The organism is Mycobacterium asiaticum DSM 44297, from assembly GCF_000613245.1.
GTDB classification, from domain to species: domain Bacteria; phylum Actinomycetota; class Actinomycetes; order Mycobacteriales; family Mycobacteriaceae; genus Mycobacterium; species Mycobacterium asiaticum.
Genome location: NZ_HG964936.1, coordinates 2,156,597 through 2,170,550 on the forward strand (window position 1 = coordinate 2,156,597; position 13,954 = coordinate 2,170,550).

The 13,954-nt window shown below is 68.0% G+C and carries 15 protein-coding genes; 13 read left to right on the plus strand and 2 right to left on the minus strand.

Annotated elements, in window-relative coordinates; genetic code table 11:
* From BN972_RS30270 to hisI, 3 genes are all read left to right on the plus strand, one after another.
* A partial coding sequence (locus tag BN972_RS30270) for an inositol monophosphatase family protein (protein ID WP_036355919.1) occupies positions 1-223 on the plus strand: 223 nt, incomplete at its 5' end.
* Positions 223-1,104, plus strand: coding sequence for an imidazole glycerol phosphate synthase subunit HisF (gene hisF / locus BN972_RS10290; protein WP_235192403.1), 882 nt, complete (start codon positions 223-225; stop codon positions 1,102-1,104). The genes BN972_RS30270 and hisF, both read left to right, overlap by 1 nt.
* Positions 1,101-1,451, plus strand: a complete 351-nt coding sequence (gene hisI, locus BN972_RS10295) for a phosphoribosyl-AMP cyclohydrolase (RefSeq protein WP_036355924.1) — start codon at positions 1,101-1,103, stop codon at positions 1,449-1,451. Before hisF ends, hisI begins: the two co-directional genes overlap by 4 nt.
* On the opposite strand, the gene BN972_RS10300 is transcribed toward hisI, so the two are convergent.
* Complete coding sequence (locus tag BN972_RS10300) at positions 1,448-2,950, minus strand: serine/threonine-protein kinase (protein ID WP_036355927.1); 1,503 nt, start codon at positions 2,948-2,950, stop codon at positions 1,448-1,450. The two genes, hisI and BN972_RS10300, sit on opposite strands and share 4 nt — an antisense overlap.
* A 33-nt stretch (positions 2,951-2,983) precedes the next feature.
* Positions 2,984-3,439: a peroxiredoxin gene (locus BN972_RS10305; protein ID WP_036355930.1), complete on the minus strand. Its 456-nt coding sequence runs from the start codon at positions 3,437-3,439 to the stop codon at positions 2,984-2,986.
* Positions 3,440-3,489: 50 nt separating this feature from the next.
* On the opposite strand from BN972_RS10305, the gene BN972_RS10310 reads away from it, so the two are divergent.
* From BN972_RS10310 to BN972_RS10355, 10 genes are all read left to right on the plus strand, one after another.
* Positions 3,490-5,079 carry an anthranilate synthase component I gene (locus BN972_RS10310; protein WP_051545350.1) on the plus strand — a complete coding sequence of 530 codons (1,590 nt, stop codon included), beginning with the start codon at positions 3,490-3,492 and terminating at the stop codon, positions 5,077-5,079.
* A complete protein-coding gene (locus BN972_RS10315) occupies positions 5,066-5,725 on the plus strand; it encodes a TIGR02234 family membrane protein (RefSeq protein WP_036357245.1) in 660 nt (219 codons plus the stop codon). Before BN972_RS10310 ends, BN972_RS10315 begins: the two co-directional genes overlap by 14 nt.
* A gap of 120 nt (positions 5,726-5,845) precedes the next feature.
* The gene (gene trpC, locus BN972_RS10320) at positions 5,846-6,664 is read left to right on the plus strand and encodes an indole-3-glycerol phosphate synthase TrpC (protein ID WP_036355932.1); all 819 of its coding nucleotides are present in this window, start codon (positions 5,846-5,848) and stop codon (positions 6,662-6,664) included.
* A 35-nt stretch (positions 6,665-6,699) separates the two neighbouring features.
* The gene (gene trpB / locus BN972_RS10325) at positions 6,700-7,950 is read left to right on the plus strand and encodes a tryptophan synthase subunit beta (protein WP_036355935.1); all 1,251 of its coding nucleotides are present in this window, start codon (positions 6,700-6,702) and stop codon (positions 7,948-7,950) included.
* A complete protein-coding gene (gene trpA / locus BN972_RS10330; RefSeq protein WP_099051028.1) occupies positions 7,947-8,759 on the plus strand; it encodes a tryptophan synthase subunit alpha in 813 nt (270 codons plus the stop codon). The genes trpB and trpA overlap by 4 nt, the downstream gene beginning before the upstream one ends.
* Positions 8,756-10,699, plus strand: a complete 1,944-nt coding sequence (locus BN972_RS28190; RefSeq protein WP_036355941.1) for a prolipoprotein diacylglyceryl transferase — start codon at positions 8,756-8,758, stop codon at positions 10,697-10,699. The genes trpA and BN972_RS28190 overlap by 4 nt, the downstream gene beginning before the upstream one ends.
* Positions 10,700-10,780: 81 nt before the next feature.
* Positions 10,781-11,179: an NINE protein gene (locus BN972_RS10340; RefSeq protein ID WP_036355943.1), complete on the plus strand. Its 399-nt coding sequence runs from the start codon at positions 10,781-10,783 to the stop codon at positions 11,177-11,179.
* Positions 11,169-11,594 (plus strand): DUF2752 domain-containing protein, encoded by a 426-nt coding sequence (locus BN972_RS10345; RefSeq protein ID WP_036355946.1) that lies wholly within the window; start codon positions 11,169-11,171, stop codon positions 11,592-11,594. Before BN972_RS10340 ends, BN972_RS10345 begins: the two co-directional genes overlap by 11 nt.
* 74 nt (positions 11,595-11,668) lie before the next feature.
* Positions 11,669-13,087, plus strand: coding sequence for a pyruvate kinase (gene pyk / locus BN972_RS10350; protein WP_036355949.1), 1,419 nt, complete (start codon positions 11,669-11,671; stop codon positions 13,085-13,087).
* Complete coding sequence (locus BN972_RS10355) at positions 13,088-13,954, plus strand: acyl-CoA thioesterase II (protein WP_036355952.1); 867 nt, start codon at positions 13,088-13,090, stop codon at positions 13,952-13,954.

Sequence of the window (13,954 nt, forward strand, 5' to 3'; positions counted from 1 at the left end):
TACGTCGCAGACGGAATTCCTGGGTGGCGCAATCAGTTTCGGCAGCCATGTGTGGGATCACGCCGCCGGGGTGGCGCTGGTCCGGGCCGCCGGCGGCATCGTCACCGATCTGGCCGGCGAGCCGTGGGTACCGGCGTCGAAGAGTGCTCTGGCAGCGGCGCCCGGTGTGCACGCCGAGATCCTGGAGATCCTGCGCAGCACCGGCCAACCCGAGGACTACTGATGCCGAGCAGACACTCAAGTCCCCGACACGCCGAGGAAAAGGGCGCTTTCGCGTCTGCTCGCGGGGGAGAGGTGCGCCCCGCGCACACCGATGGTGACGGCCTGGCGGTGCGGGTGATCCCGTGCCTGGACGTCGACGGCGGACGCGTGGTCAAGGGAGTCAACTTCGAAAACCTGCGCGACGCGGGCGATCCGGTCGAACTCGCGGCTGCCTATGACGCCGAAGGCGCCGACGAACTCACCTTCCTCGACGTGACGGCGTCCTCCTCGGGCCGGGCCACCATGCTGGACGTGGTGCGTCGCACCGCTGAGCAGGTGTTCATCCCGCTGACGGTCGGCGGTGGCGTGCGCACCGTCGCCGACGTCGACGTGCTGCTGCGCGCCGGCGCGGACAAGGTTTCGGTCAACACCGCCGCCATCGCCCGCCCCGAATTGCTCGCCGAGATGGCAAGGCAATTCGGCTCCCAGTGCATCGTGCTGTCCGTCGACGCCCGCACGGTCCCAGCCGGCTCGCCGCCAACCCCGTCGGGGTGGGAGGTCACCACCCACGGCGGGCGCCGGGGCACGGGTATCGACGCCGTCGAGTGGGCCACCCGCGGTGCCGAGTTGGGGGTGGGGGAGATCCTGCTCAATTCGATGGACGCCGACGGGACCAAGGCCGGATTCGACCTGGCCATGTTGCGCGCGGTCCGCGCGGCCGTCACCGTGCCGGTCATCGCCAGCGGCGGCGCGGGCGCGGTCGGGCACTTCGCGCCGGCCGTCGCGGCGGGAGCCGACGCGGTCTTGGCCGCCAGCGTGTTTCACTTCCGCGAGCTGACCATCGGCGAGGTCAAGGCCGCGATGGCCGCGGAGAAGATCACCGTTCGGATCGCCGCGCCATGACACTCGACCCGGATATCGCGGCGCGTCTCAAGCGCAACGCCGACGGCCTGATCACCGCCGTCGTGCAGGAACGCGGCAGCGGCGACGTATTGATGGTCGCCTGGATGGACGACGACGCCTTGGCCCGCACACTGGAAACCCGTGAAGCCACCTACTTTTCGCGGTCCCGCGGCGAACAGTGGATCAAAGGCGCCACCTCCGGGCACACCCAGCGCGTGCACGAGGTGCGCCTGGACTGCGACGGCGACACCGTGCTGCTGACCGTCGACCAGGTCGGCGGGGCCTGCCACACTGGTGATCACAGTTGCTTCGATGCCGCGGTGCTGTTGGAGCCGGGCACCGATTAATTGGCCGCGACGTCCAGCCCGTTGGCGGCCACCAGGGCGGCGCGGGTCCATTCCCGGCGCTCGACGGCCGGCGCGATGCGCTCCCGGCGGATCTCCTCGACGTCGATCGGCTTGCCCACCGTGGCCGCCACCGGTACGTGGAAGGCGAACGAGGGTTGGTCGGTGGCGATGGCCAGCAGGGCGTCGTGGTCGGTGAAATCGTTGGCGCGCAGGGTGCGCTCGGCCCAGCGGGCCGGCTTGAATTCACCGAAATCGGTGACATAGACGACCCACAGCTTGATGCCCCGGGTGTCCGCGAGTCTTCTGAGATCACGCTCGATGACGGCACGTTCGGCGGGCCGTAGTACTCGCGCCTCGTCGGTGACCTGTTCGGTCAGATGCAGTGTCGGCGGCGCCGAGTTGTTGCCGGGCGGCGGCGCCGAGTACGTGCTGGTGCCGCCGCCGCCGGGCTTGCCGGCCGGAGCGGCGGCCGGGTCGCCGGACGGACCGTGCAGCGCCACCAGGCCGAGCACGGCCGCGGCCGCCACCAGCGCCACGGCCACCAGTGACGCGATCAGCGTGCCGTGCCCGCGGTGGGGCGGGGGCGGCGGCAGCGGGGCGATGGCTGGGGTCGGGACAACCCCGACCGGCGGGTACAGGGTGCCCGGCGGTGCTGCCAGCGCGGCCGCGAACTCCGCACACGACGCGAAACGACCGGCCGGCTCCTTGGCGAGCGCCCGGGTGATGACGCCGTCGAGGTGCGCCAGATCCGGTCGTCGGGTGCTGAGCAGCGGCGGCGGCGCGGACAGTTGCTGGGCGATCACCACCGCCAAGTTGGAGTCCTGGAACGGGGCCGCACCGGTGAGCAACTGGAACGCGGTACAGCCCAGCGCGTACTGATCGGCCCGACCGTCCAGGTCGAACCCCTGCAGTTGCTCGGGCGCGCAGTAGGCGCTGGTGCCCATCGTCATGTTGGTGGCCGTCAGGCCACTGGCTTGGCCCAGTTCGCGGGCGATGCCGAAATCGGCCAACAGGATGCGGCGCTTGGGCTGACCGTCGCCGAGCAGGATGTTGGCCGGCTTGACGTCGCGGTGCAGCAAACCACGCGAGTGCGCGTAGTCGAGCGCGTCGGCCACGGCCGAGACGATCTCGACGACCTCGGGCAGGGGCATCCCGGACGGGTACCGGGTACGCAGCAATTCGTTGGCGTCGGTGCCCTCGACGTAGTCCATCGAGATCCACAGTTGGCCGTGATACTCGCCGCGGTCGTGGATGCCGACGATGTGTTCGTTGTACAGGCTCCCGGCCAGATCGGCCTCGCGGTTGAAGCGCTGGCGGAATTCGGAATTCGCGGTGTACTCGCGCGGCAGGATCTTCAGCGCATCCCGGCGCGGTAGCCGCGGGTGTTGCGCGAGATAGACCTCACCCATCCCGCCCGCCCCGAGCCGGCGGACGATGGTGTAACCGGCGAACAGCTCGCCTTCCTTGAGGCCGCCGCCCTCGCCGGCGCTTGTTGGCATGGATGCATGCTAACGAGCCGTCCCCGGCAAAGCTCAGCGATTGCGCAGCGTCGCCAAAGCCTTATCGGCGTGTGTGTCCATGCTGATCTCACTGGAGATCACGTCGAGCACCTTGCGGTCGGTGTCGATGACGAACGTGGTCCGCTTCACCGGCAGCAATTTGCCTAACAGCCCGCGCTTGACGCCGAACTGGGTGGCGACGGTGCCATCGGCGTCCGAGAGCAGCGGGTAGTCGAATTTCTGTGTATCGGCGAACTTGGCCTGCTTCTGCACCGGGTCGGTGCTGATGCCGACCCGGTTGGCGCCCACGGCGGCGAATTCGGTGGCCAGGTCGCGGAAGTGGCAGGCCTCCTTGGTGCAGCCAGGGGTCATGGCCGCCGGGTAGAAAAAGAGCACCACGGGCCCGTCGGACAACAGCTCGCTGAGTCTGCGCGGCGTGCCGGTCTGATCGGGAAGCTCGAAGTCGGCCACGGTGTCACCAGTTTTCATGGTCGACACGCTACGCGGGCTGGCGCTTAGCAATCTGATTGGATGGTTCGGTGCACGCCAACCTTGCAGCCACGATCACGCGGGAAGAATTCCGCGCGCTGGCGGCCGAGCACCGGGTGGTCCCGGTGACCCGCAAGGTCTTGGCCGACAGCGAAACTCCGCTCTCGGCCTACCGGAAGCTGGCCGCCAGCCGTCCTGGGACTTTCTTGCTCGAGTCAGCCGAGAACGGGCGGTCATGGTCGCGCTGGTCCTTCATCGGGGCCGGCGCGCCGACGGCGCTGAGCGTTCGCGACGGGCAGGCCGTGTGGCTGGGCGCCGTGCCCAAGGATGCCCCCACCGGTGGCGACCCGCTGGACGCGCTGCGCGCGACGTTGGAGGTGCTGGCGACCGCGGCTCCCCAGGAGTCGAGGCCGGGATTGCCGCCGCTGTCCGGAGGCATGGTCGGGTTCTTCGCCTACGACATGGTGCGCCGCCTGGAGCGGTTGCCCGAACTCGCCGTTGATGACCTGCAGCTGCCCGACATGCTGCTGTTGCTGGCGACCGACCTGGCCGCCGTCGACCACCACGAGGGCACCATCACCCTGATCGCCAACGCGGTGAATTGGAACGGCACCGACGAGCGGGTCGACTGGGCTTACGACGACGCCGTCGCCCGGTTGGATGTGATGACCGCGGCGCTCAGCCTGCCGGTGCCGTCGACGGTGGCGACGTTCGCCCGGCCCGAGCCGCGCCATCGTGCGCAGCGCACCGTCGAAGAGTACGGCGCGATCGTCGAGTACCTGGTGGAGCAGATCGCGGCCGGCGAAGCCTTTCAGGTGGTGCCGTCACAACGCTTCGAGATGGACACCGACGTCGACCCGATCGACGTCTACCGCATGTTGCGGGTGACCAACCCCAGCCCCTACATGTATTTGCTGCAGATTCCGGACAACCAAGGCGCCGTTGACTTTTCGATCGTCGGATCCAGTCCCGAGGCGCTGGTGACCGTGCACGACGGGCGGGCGACCACGCATCCGATCGCCGGGACCCGCTGGCGCGGAGCCACCGACGAGGAAGACCTCCTGCTGGAAAAGGAGCTGCTGGCTGACGAGAAGGAACTCGCCGAGCATCTGATGCTGGTGGACCTGGGCCGCAACGATCTCGGCCGGGTCTGCGCGCCGGGCACCGTCCGCGTCGAGGACTACAGCCACATCGAACGCTATAGCCATGTGATGCACCTGGTGTCGACGGTGACCGGCCTGCTGGCCGAGGGGCAGACCGCACTGGACGCCGTCACGGCCTGTTTCCCGGCCGGCACCCTGTCGGGTGCGCCGAAGGTACGGGCGATGGAGCTCATCGAGGAGGTCGAGAAGACGCGTCGCGGCTTATATGGCGGCGTGGTCGGCTACCTGGACTTCGCCGGTAATGCCGACTTCGCGATCGCCATCCGCACGGCATTGATGCGCCGCGGCAAGGCCTACGTCCAGGCCGGCGGCGGCGTGGTCGCCGACTCCAACGGGCCCTACGAATACAACGAGGCCAGAAACAAGGCGCGGGCCGTGCTGAACGCGATCGCCGCCGCCGAGACACTTGCCAGCCCCGACATCGGCAGTTCCGACATCGGCAGTTCCGACTTCAGCGCGGTGCCTGGCGGTGGCTGATCGGCGCCGCCTCTCGATCGGGGTCGCGCAGGTGCTGTTGGTGGTGGCCGCGGGCGCGCTGTGGGGCGCGTCGCGGTTGACGTGGGTGATGATCCGGTCCTTCGACGGTCTGGGGCCGCCGAAGGAGGTGGCGCTGTCGGGCGCCACCTGGTCGAGCGCGTTGCTTCCATTGGCGATCGTCGACCTGGCCGCCGCGGTGGCGGTGCTGGCCGTGCGCGGCTGGCAGTTGCGGGTGCTGGCCGCGTTGCTGGCCGCGGCCAGCTTCGCTGCCGGTTACCTGGGTGTGAGCCTGTGGGCGGTGCCGGATGTGGCCGCGCGCGGCGCCGACCTCGCGCACGTCCCGGTGGCGACGCTGGTCGGTAGCGCGCGCCACTACTGGGGAGCCGGTGTCTCCGTGGCGGCCGCGGTCTGCACGCTCATCGCCGCGGCCTTGTTGCTGCGCGCGGCGTCGGGAGCTCGATCCGGCAGCACCAAGTACCTGGCGCCCGCCGCCCGCCGCTCGGCAGCGCGTGGGGACGACGCCGGTGCGCAACAACGCGCCGGGGGCGCCGAACCGGAGTTATCGGAACGGATGATGTGGGATGCTCTCGATGAGGGCCGTGACCCTACCGATCGGCCACCCGAGGCGGACACCGAGGGGCGGTGACGGACCCTGTGATGAGGGTCGCTACCCTTCTTGCACGTCGTCGCAATCGGTCGGCGCGTGGGGTGGCGGTGGTTCGCAACAGGGCCACTAAAGGCCACAGAGGGAAGGGAAACCGCAGGTATGAGTCCGGCCAACGTGCTTGACTCCATTCTTGAGGGAGTCCGGGCCGACGTTGCCGCGCGCGAAGCCCGCGTGAGTCTTTCGGAAATCAAGGCCCGCGCCGCCGCGGCTCCGCCGCCGCGCGACGTGATGGCCGCACTGCGTGAACCCGGCATCGGTGTCATTGCCGAGGTCAAGCGAGCTAGCCCGTCGAAGGGGCCGCTGGCCACCATCTCCGATCCGGCGAAGCTGGCCCGCGCCTACGAAGACGGCGGCGCCCGGATCATCAGTGTGTTGACTGAGGAACGGCGTTTCCGGGGGTCGCTGGACGATCTGGACGCGGTGCGCGCAGCGGTGTCAATTCCGGTGTTGCGCAAGGACTTTGTGGTGCAGCCGTATCAAATCCATGAGGCGCGCGCGCATGGTGCGGACATGTTGCTGCTGATCGTTGCCGCGCTGGACCAGTCGGCGCTGGTGTCGATGCTGGACCGCACCGAGTCACTCGGCATGACAGCGCTCGTCGAGGTGCACACCGAAGAGGAAGCCGACCGCGCGCTGAAGGCCGGAGCCAACGTAATCGGCGTCAACGCCCGCGATCTCACCACGCTCGAGGTCGACCGGGACTGCTTCGCGCGGATCGCACCCGGGCTGCCCAGCAACGTGATCCGGATCGCCGAATCCGGTGTGCGGCACACCGGTGACTTGTTGGCCTACGCCGGTGCGGGCGCCGACGCCGTCCTGGTGGGCGAGGGTCTGGTGAAAAGCGGGGACCCGCGCGCCGCGGTCGCCGATCTGGTCACTGCCGGTACCCACCCGTCCTGTCCGAAGCCGGCTCGCTAGTTGTTGATGTGCCGCGCGCGCGTTGAGTCTTTCTGATGGCAGATCTATCCCCGGATATTCCGCGTACCAGTGCCGCCGTCGTCGAACGCACCCACCACGACCCTGACCAGGGCGGGCATTTCGGCGTCTACGGTGGCCGCTACGTTCCCGAGGCGCTCATGGCGGTGATCGACGAGGTCACCACCGCCTACGAGAAGGAACGCGTCAACCAGGATTTCCTGGACACCCTGGACAAGCTGCAGAAGCACTACGCGGGCCGCCCGTCACCGTTGTACGAGACCACTCGGCTCGGCGACCACGCCGGGGCGGCGCGGATCTTCCTGAAACGAGAAGACCTGAACCACACCGGTTCTCATAAGATCAACAACGTGCTCGGGCAGGCATTGCTGGCTCGCCGGATGGGCAAGACCCGGGTGATCGCCGAGACCGGGGCAGGACAGCACGGCGTCGCCACCGCCACCGCCTGCGCGCTGCTGGGCTTGGACTGCATCATCTACATGGGCGCGGTCGACACGGCGCGCCAGGCCCTCAACGTGGCGCGGATGCGACTGCTCGGGGCGAAGGTCGTGTCGGTGGAGACCGGGTCCAGGACGCTCAAGGATGCCATCAACGAGGCGTTCCGGGACTGGGTGACCAACGCCGACAACACCTACTACTGCTTCGGCACCGCCGCCGGGCCGCACCCCTTCCCCACCATGGTGCGTGACTTCCAGCGCATCATCGGGCTGGAGGCCCGCGTGCAGATCCAGCAGCAGGCGGGCCGGCTGCCCGACGCGGTGGTGGCGTGCGTCGGCGGTGGATCCAACGCGATCGGCATCTTCCACGCGTTCCTGGACGACCCCGCGGTACGGCTGGTCGGTTATGAGGCCGCCGGCGACGGCGTCGAAACCGGCAGGCACGCGGCGACTTTCACCGGTGGCTCACCAGGCGCATTCCAGGGGTCGTTCTCCTACCTGCTGCAGGACGAGGACGGCCAAACCATCGAATCGCACTCCATCTCAGCGGGTTTGGACTATCCAGGGGTCGGTCCCGAGCACGCCTATCTCAAGGACATCGGGCGCGTGCGGTATGAGCCGATCACCGACACCGAGGCCATGGAGGCGTTCGGTCTGCTGTCGCGGTCCGAAGGCATCATCCCGGCGATCGAATCCGCACACGCGGTTGCGGGCGCACTGAAGCTGGGCGCCGAATTGGGCAAGGGCGCCATCATCGTGGTGAACCTGTCCGGCCGCGGTGATAAGGACGTGGAGACCGCCGCGAAGTGGTTCGGCCTGCTGGACGAGTGATGACAGTGGAGCAGAGCGCAGTTAGCAGACTGGGGTCGTTGTTCGAGGCGTGCGCCGCGGACAACCGCGCGGCGTTGATCGGTTATCTGCCGACCGGCTTTCCCGACGTGTCGACATCGGTGCGAGCGATGACGGCGCTGGTCGAATCCGGTTGCGACATCGTCGAAGTCGGCGTGCCGTATTCGGATCCGGGCATGGACGGTCCGACCATCCAGCGGGCCACCGAACAGGCGTTGAGCGGGGGAGTGCGGGTGCGTGACACCCTGGCCGCCGTCGAGGCGATCAGCAAAACCGGCGGACGTGCGGTGGTCATGACCTACTGGAATCCGGTGCTGCGCTACGGGGTTGAGGCCTTCGCCCGGGACCTGGCCGCGGCCGGTGGGCAAGGTTTGATCACGCCGGACCTGATTCCCGACGAGGCGCAGCAGTGGCTGGCGGCGTCCGAGGAACGTGGCTTGGATCGCATCTTTCTGGTGGCACCGTCCTCGACGCCCGAACGGTTGGCCGCCACGGTCGAGGCGTCCCGCGGGTTCGTCTACGCGGCCTCGACGATGGGAGTGACCGGTGCACGCGATGCGGTGTCGCACGCTGCGCCTGAGTTGGTGGGGAGGGTGAAGGCGGTGTCCGACATACCCGTGGGCGTGGGCCTCGGCGTGCGGTCGGGACAGCAGGCCGCCCAGATCGGCAGCTATGCCGACGGCGTGATCGTCGGGTCGGCGTTGGTGTCCGCGCTCGGCGAGGGTTTGCCAGCCCTGCAGGCGTTGACCGAGGAACTCGCGGCCGGTGTGCGCCGGAAGGCGTCAGCATGAGAACGACGTTGCTTGCCTATATTCCCAGCCCGCCGCGCGGAGTCTGGCACCTCGGGCCGTTGCCCATCCGGGCGTATGCGTTCTTCATCATTCTGGGCATCCTGATCGCGCTGCTGATCGGGGACCGGCGCTGGGCGGCCCGCGGCGGCGAGCGGGGGGTGGTCTATGACATCGCGTTGTGGATGGTGCCGTTCGGTCTGATCGGCGGACGGCTGTATCACCTGGCTACCGATTGGCAGACGTACTGGGGACCCGGCGGCGCCGGTTTCGGTGCGGCGATCCGGATCTGGGACGGCGGCCTGGGCATTTGGGGTGCCGTCGCGCTGGGTGTGGTCGGCGCATGGATCGGCTGTCGGCGTCGCGATATCCCGTTGCCGGCGTTTGTGGACGCCGTCGCACCCGGGGTGGTGTTGGCGCAGGCCATCGGCCGGCTCGGAAATTACTTCAACCAGGAGCTGTACGGCCGCGAAACCACGTTGCCGTGGGGCCTGGAGATCTTCTACCGCCGGGACCCGGCCGGTTTTGTCGACGTGCATTCGCTGGACGGTGTGTCGACGGGTCAGGTCGCGCTCGTCGTGCAACCGACTTTCCTCTACGAACTGCTGTGGAACCTTTTGGTATTCGCCGCCCTGATGTACCTCGATCGCCGGTTCGTGCTCGGCCACGGACGACTGTTCGCGTCGTACGTGGCGCTGTACTGCGTCGGGCGTTTCGGCGTGGAATTGCTGCGCGACGACACTGCCACGCATATCGCCGGCATCCGCATCAACACTTTCACTTCGACGTTCGTGTTCATCGGGGCGGTCGTGTACATCATGCTGGCGCCGAAGGGTCGCGAGGATCCGGAGTCGTTGCGAGGTCGAGGTGACTCCGACGAGCGGGAGCCGGAATTGGCCACCGTCGCGGCGGGCAGCGCTGGTGCCGCGGGGGCCGCATCCAGTGCGGGCGGTGATTCGGCCGAGACCGCTCGGTCCGCTACTGAGTCCTCCCAAGGCGAGCCGGAGGTCGAGATCGCGGAGGTCGAGGCGGCGCTGGCCGAGGCGGAGCAAGACGAGGTGGCCACCGAGGCCGAACCCGACGCCGAGGCCGGCGATGGCGCTGAGGAAGCAAGCGAAGAAGCCGAAGCTGCTGAGGCCGAGGTAGCGGCCGAGGAGCCCGCGTCGGAGCAGGCGGAGGCTGTTGAGGATGCCGCCGAGGAATCCGAAGCTGACGAGGCTGATGGTGAGGCGGTGCTGGCCGAGTCCGCTGAAACCGACCCTGTCGAGGAAGCGATAGAGGAGGTCGAGGCTGCCGAGCCCGCGCTAGTTGCCGAGGGGCCCGCGTCGGAGCAGGCGGAGGCTGTTGAGGATGCCGCCGAGGAATCCGAAGCTGACGAGGCTGATGGTGAGGCGGTGCTGGCCGAGTCCGCTGAAACCGACCCTGTCGAGGAAGTGATCGAGGGGGTCGAAGCTGCCGAGCCCGAGGTAGTGGCCGAGCAGACCGAAGAGGCGGTCGAGGAGGCCGAAGCGGCCGAGCCGGTGCCCGCCGAGTTGACAGCCGCCGACGACGCTGAGGTTGCGGCGGTGCTCGACGAGCCCCAACGGGCCGAGGATGAGCAGGCCGACGACGCCGAATCCGCTCTAGAGGAAGCCGGGGCTGCTGGGCCCGAGGTGCCGGTCGAGGAGCCCAAATCCGAGCAGGCCGAGGCTATTGAAGAGGCGGCCGAGGAGCCGGAAGCCGACGAGGCTGACGAGGCGGTGCGCGACGAGCCCGAGGTCCTCGAGGATGAGACAGCGGAGGCCGAGCCCGAACAGGCCGACGATGCCGAAGCCGCCGTCGAGAACGAAGCGCAAGCCGAACCCGAGACCGACGAATCCGAGCCGGCCCCGACCCCGGCGCCGCAGACCGCCGAACCGGAACGGCGGCGGTGGTCATTCCGGCGCCGACGCCAGCGACCGTAACGCCCGCGACCAGCGGCCCAAGCCGGGCCGGCGGCAACACGAGCGCAGCCAAGCAGGTCGAAGATCTGGCATGCTGAACCCGTGACTGAACAGCCCTGGTCTGGCACCCCACAGCCCGGCCCGCAGTACGAGGGGCAGGGATACCCGCCACCGCCCTTCCCGCCGCCTTACCAGTCGTACCCGCAATACGCGCCGGGCTACGACCCCTCGGCGCCGTTCGGTCGGCATCCCGTTACCGGCCAGCCTTATTCGGACAAGTCGAAGACCGTTGCCGGTCTGCTGCAACTGCTGGGCTTGTTCGGCATAGCCGGCATCGGCCGCATGTACGCCGGGTACGTCGGGCTGGGCGTCGCGCAACTTCTCGTGGGTTGGCTGACGTGCGGGCTGGGTGCGGTCATCTGGGGCACGATCGACGCGCTGCTGATCCTCACGGACAAGGTCAACGATCCGCTGGGTCGCCCGATGCGTGATGGCACCTGATCGGTCGTCCCAACCGGCCACCCGGGATCCGCGTCATCGCGGCCCTGCCGTCGTCGGCGCCGCGGCGCTCTCCGGCGCCCTGCTCTACATCGGGTTCGCCGACCCGCATAGCCCCCACACCATCTACCCGCAGTGTCCGTTCAAGTGGCTCACCGGCTGGAACTGCCCGGCCTGCGGCGGTCTGAGGATGACCCACGATCTCCTGCACGGCGATCTTGCGGCCAGCATCAACGACAACGTCTTCCTGCTCGTCGGCATCCCGCTGCTTGCGGCGTGGATCCTGGTGCGGCGGGTGCGCGGCCAGTCCTGGTTACCCGTGCCCACCGCCGTCACGGCCGTGGCCCTGATGACCGCATGGACGGTCGTCCGCAACTTGCCCGGCTTCCCGCTGGTGCCCACCGTGCTGAGCGGCTGACGCCGCAGGGATAGTTGCGGCCGGCCGTGCGTTCCCGGCCCCCATCACACAAAGCGCGACTATGCTTTGACGTCGTGACTAGACGCGGAAAGATCGTCTGCACTCTCGGGCCTGCCACCCAACAGGATGACTTGGTCAAAGCGCTGGTCGAAGCCGGTATGGACGTCGCCCGAATGAATTTCAGCCACGGCGATTACAGCGATCACGAGGCCGCCTACAAGCGGGTTCGCGCCGCTTCGGACGCCACCGGACGCGCGGTAGGGGTGCTCTGCGACCTGCAAGGTCCGAAAATCAGGTTGGGGCGGTTCGCCTCCGGGCCGACGCATTGGCGTGACGGCGAGACCATCCGGATCACCGTCGCCGACTGCGAAGGCAGTCACGACCGCGTGTCCACCACGTATAAGAGATTGGCCCAGGACGCCTCGGCCGGTGACCGGGTACTGGTCGACGACGGCAAGGTCGGCCTCATCGTCGACCACGTCGACGGCGACGACGTGGTCTGCAAGGTCGTCGAGGGCGGGCCGGTCAGCAACAACAAAGGGATCTCGCTGCCGGGGATGAACGTGTCGGCGCCCGCCCTTTCGGAGAAAGACATCGAGGACCTCACGTTCGCACTGAACCTGGGTGTCGACATGGTGGCGCTGTCATTCGTGCGCTCGCCGTCGGACGTCGAACTCGTCCACGAGGTGATGGACCGGGTGGGGCGGCGGGTTCCGGTGATCGCCAAACTGGAAAAGCCAGAAGCCATCGACAACCTCGAAGCGATCGTGCTGGCATTCGACGCCGTCATGGTGGCCCGCGGTGATCTGGGTGTTGAACTGCCGCTGGAAGAGGTCCCGCTGGTGCAGAAGCGGGCCATCCAGATGGCCCGGGAAAACGCCAAGCCGGTGATCGTGGCGACGCAGATGCTCGACTCGATGATCGAGAACTCGCGGCCCACCCGTGCGGAGGCCTCGGACGTGGCCAACGCGGTCCTCGACGGCGCCGACGCACTGATGCTCTCCGGTGAAACCTCGGTCGGTAAATACCCGCTGCAGGCCGTCAAGACGATGTCGCGGATCGTGTGTGCGGTCGAGGAGAACTCGACGGCGGCGCCGCCGCTGACGCACGTGCCGCGCACCAAGCGCGGTGTGATCTCTTACGCCGCCCGCGACATCGGCGAGCGGCTAGACGCCAAGGCCTTGGTCGCCTTCACCCAATCCGGCGACACGGTGCGCCGGCTGGCCCGCCTACACACCCCGCTGCCGTTGCTGGCGTTCACCGACCTGCCCGAGGTGCGCAGCCAGCTCGCGATGACGTGGGGCACCGAAACGTTCATCGTCCCGCACATGAAGACGACCGACGGCATGATCCGCGAGGTGGACAAGTCGCTGTTGGCACTCGGCCGGTACAAGCGCGGTGACCTGGTGGTCATCGTCGCGGGTGCGCCGCCAGGCACCGTCGGCTCGACCAACCTGATCCACGTGCACCGGATCGGCGAGGACGACGTCTGATTGTCTGATTTTCAGGAACTGCTGGATGCCCTGAGCCTCAACAGAATTGAAGACCACCGATTCAGCGGCTCGCATCCCAGCAAGACCCCGATGCGGACGTTCGGCGGGCAACTGATGGCGCAATCGTTCGTGGCCGCCAGCCGCACTCTCACTCGCGACGACCTGCCGCCGAGCGCGTTGTCCGTGCATTTCATCAACGGGGGCGACACGTCGAAGGACATCGAATTCCACGTGGTGCCGCTGCGCGACGAACGCCGCTTCGCCAACCGCCGCGTCGATGCCGTGCAGGACGGCGTGCTGTTGTCGACGGCGATGGTGTCTTACATGTCCGGTGGCCGCGGCCTCGAGCACGCCGTCGACCCGCCCGAGGTGGCAGACCCCGAAAGCCTGCCGTCCATCAAAGAGTTGTTGCGCGGCTACGAAACGACGGTCCCGCTGTTCGTCAACGCCCTGCAACCCGTCGACTGGCGCTACACCAACGACCCGGCCTGGATCATGCGGGACAAGGGCGATCGCCTGGCGTACAACCGGGTTTGGCTCAAGGCGCTGGGCACGGTGCCAGAGGATCCGGTGCTGCACACTGCGACGCTGCTGTATTCGTCGGACACCACCGTGCTGGATTCGGTCATCACCCGACACGGGCTGTCGTGGGGATTCGACCGGATCTTTGCGGCCTCGGCCAATCACTCCGTGTGGTTTCACCGCCAAGTCGATTTCAATGATTGGGTCTTGTATTCGACGAGTTCACCGGTCGCCGCGGACTCGCGCGGACTGGGCACTGGGCACTTCTTCGACCGCTCGGGGCAGGTTGTCGCCTCGGTGGTGCAGGAAGGCGTCCTGAAATACTTTCCGGCCGTCCGCCGATAG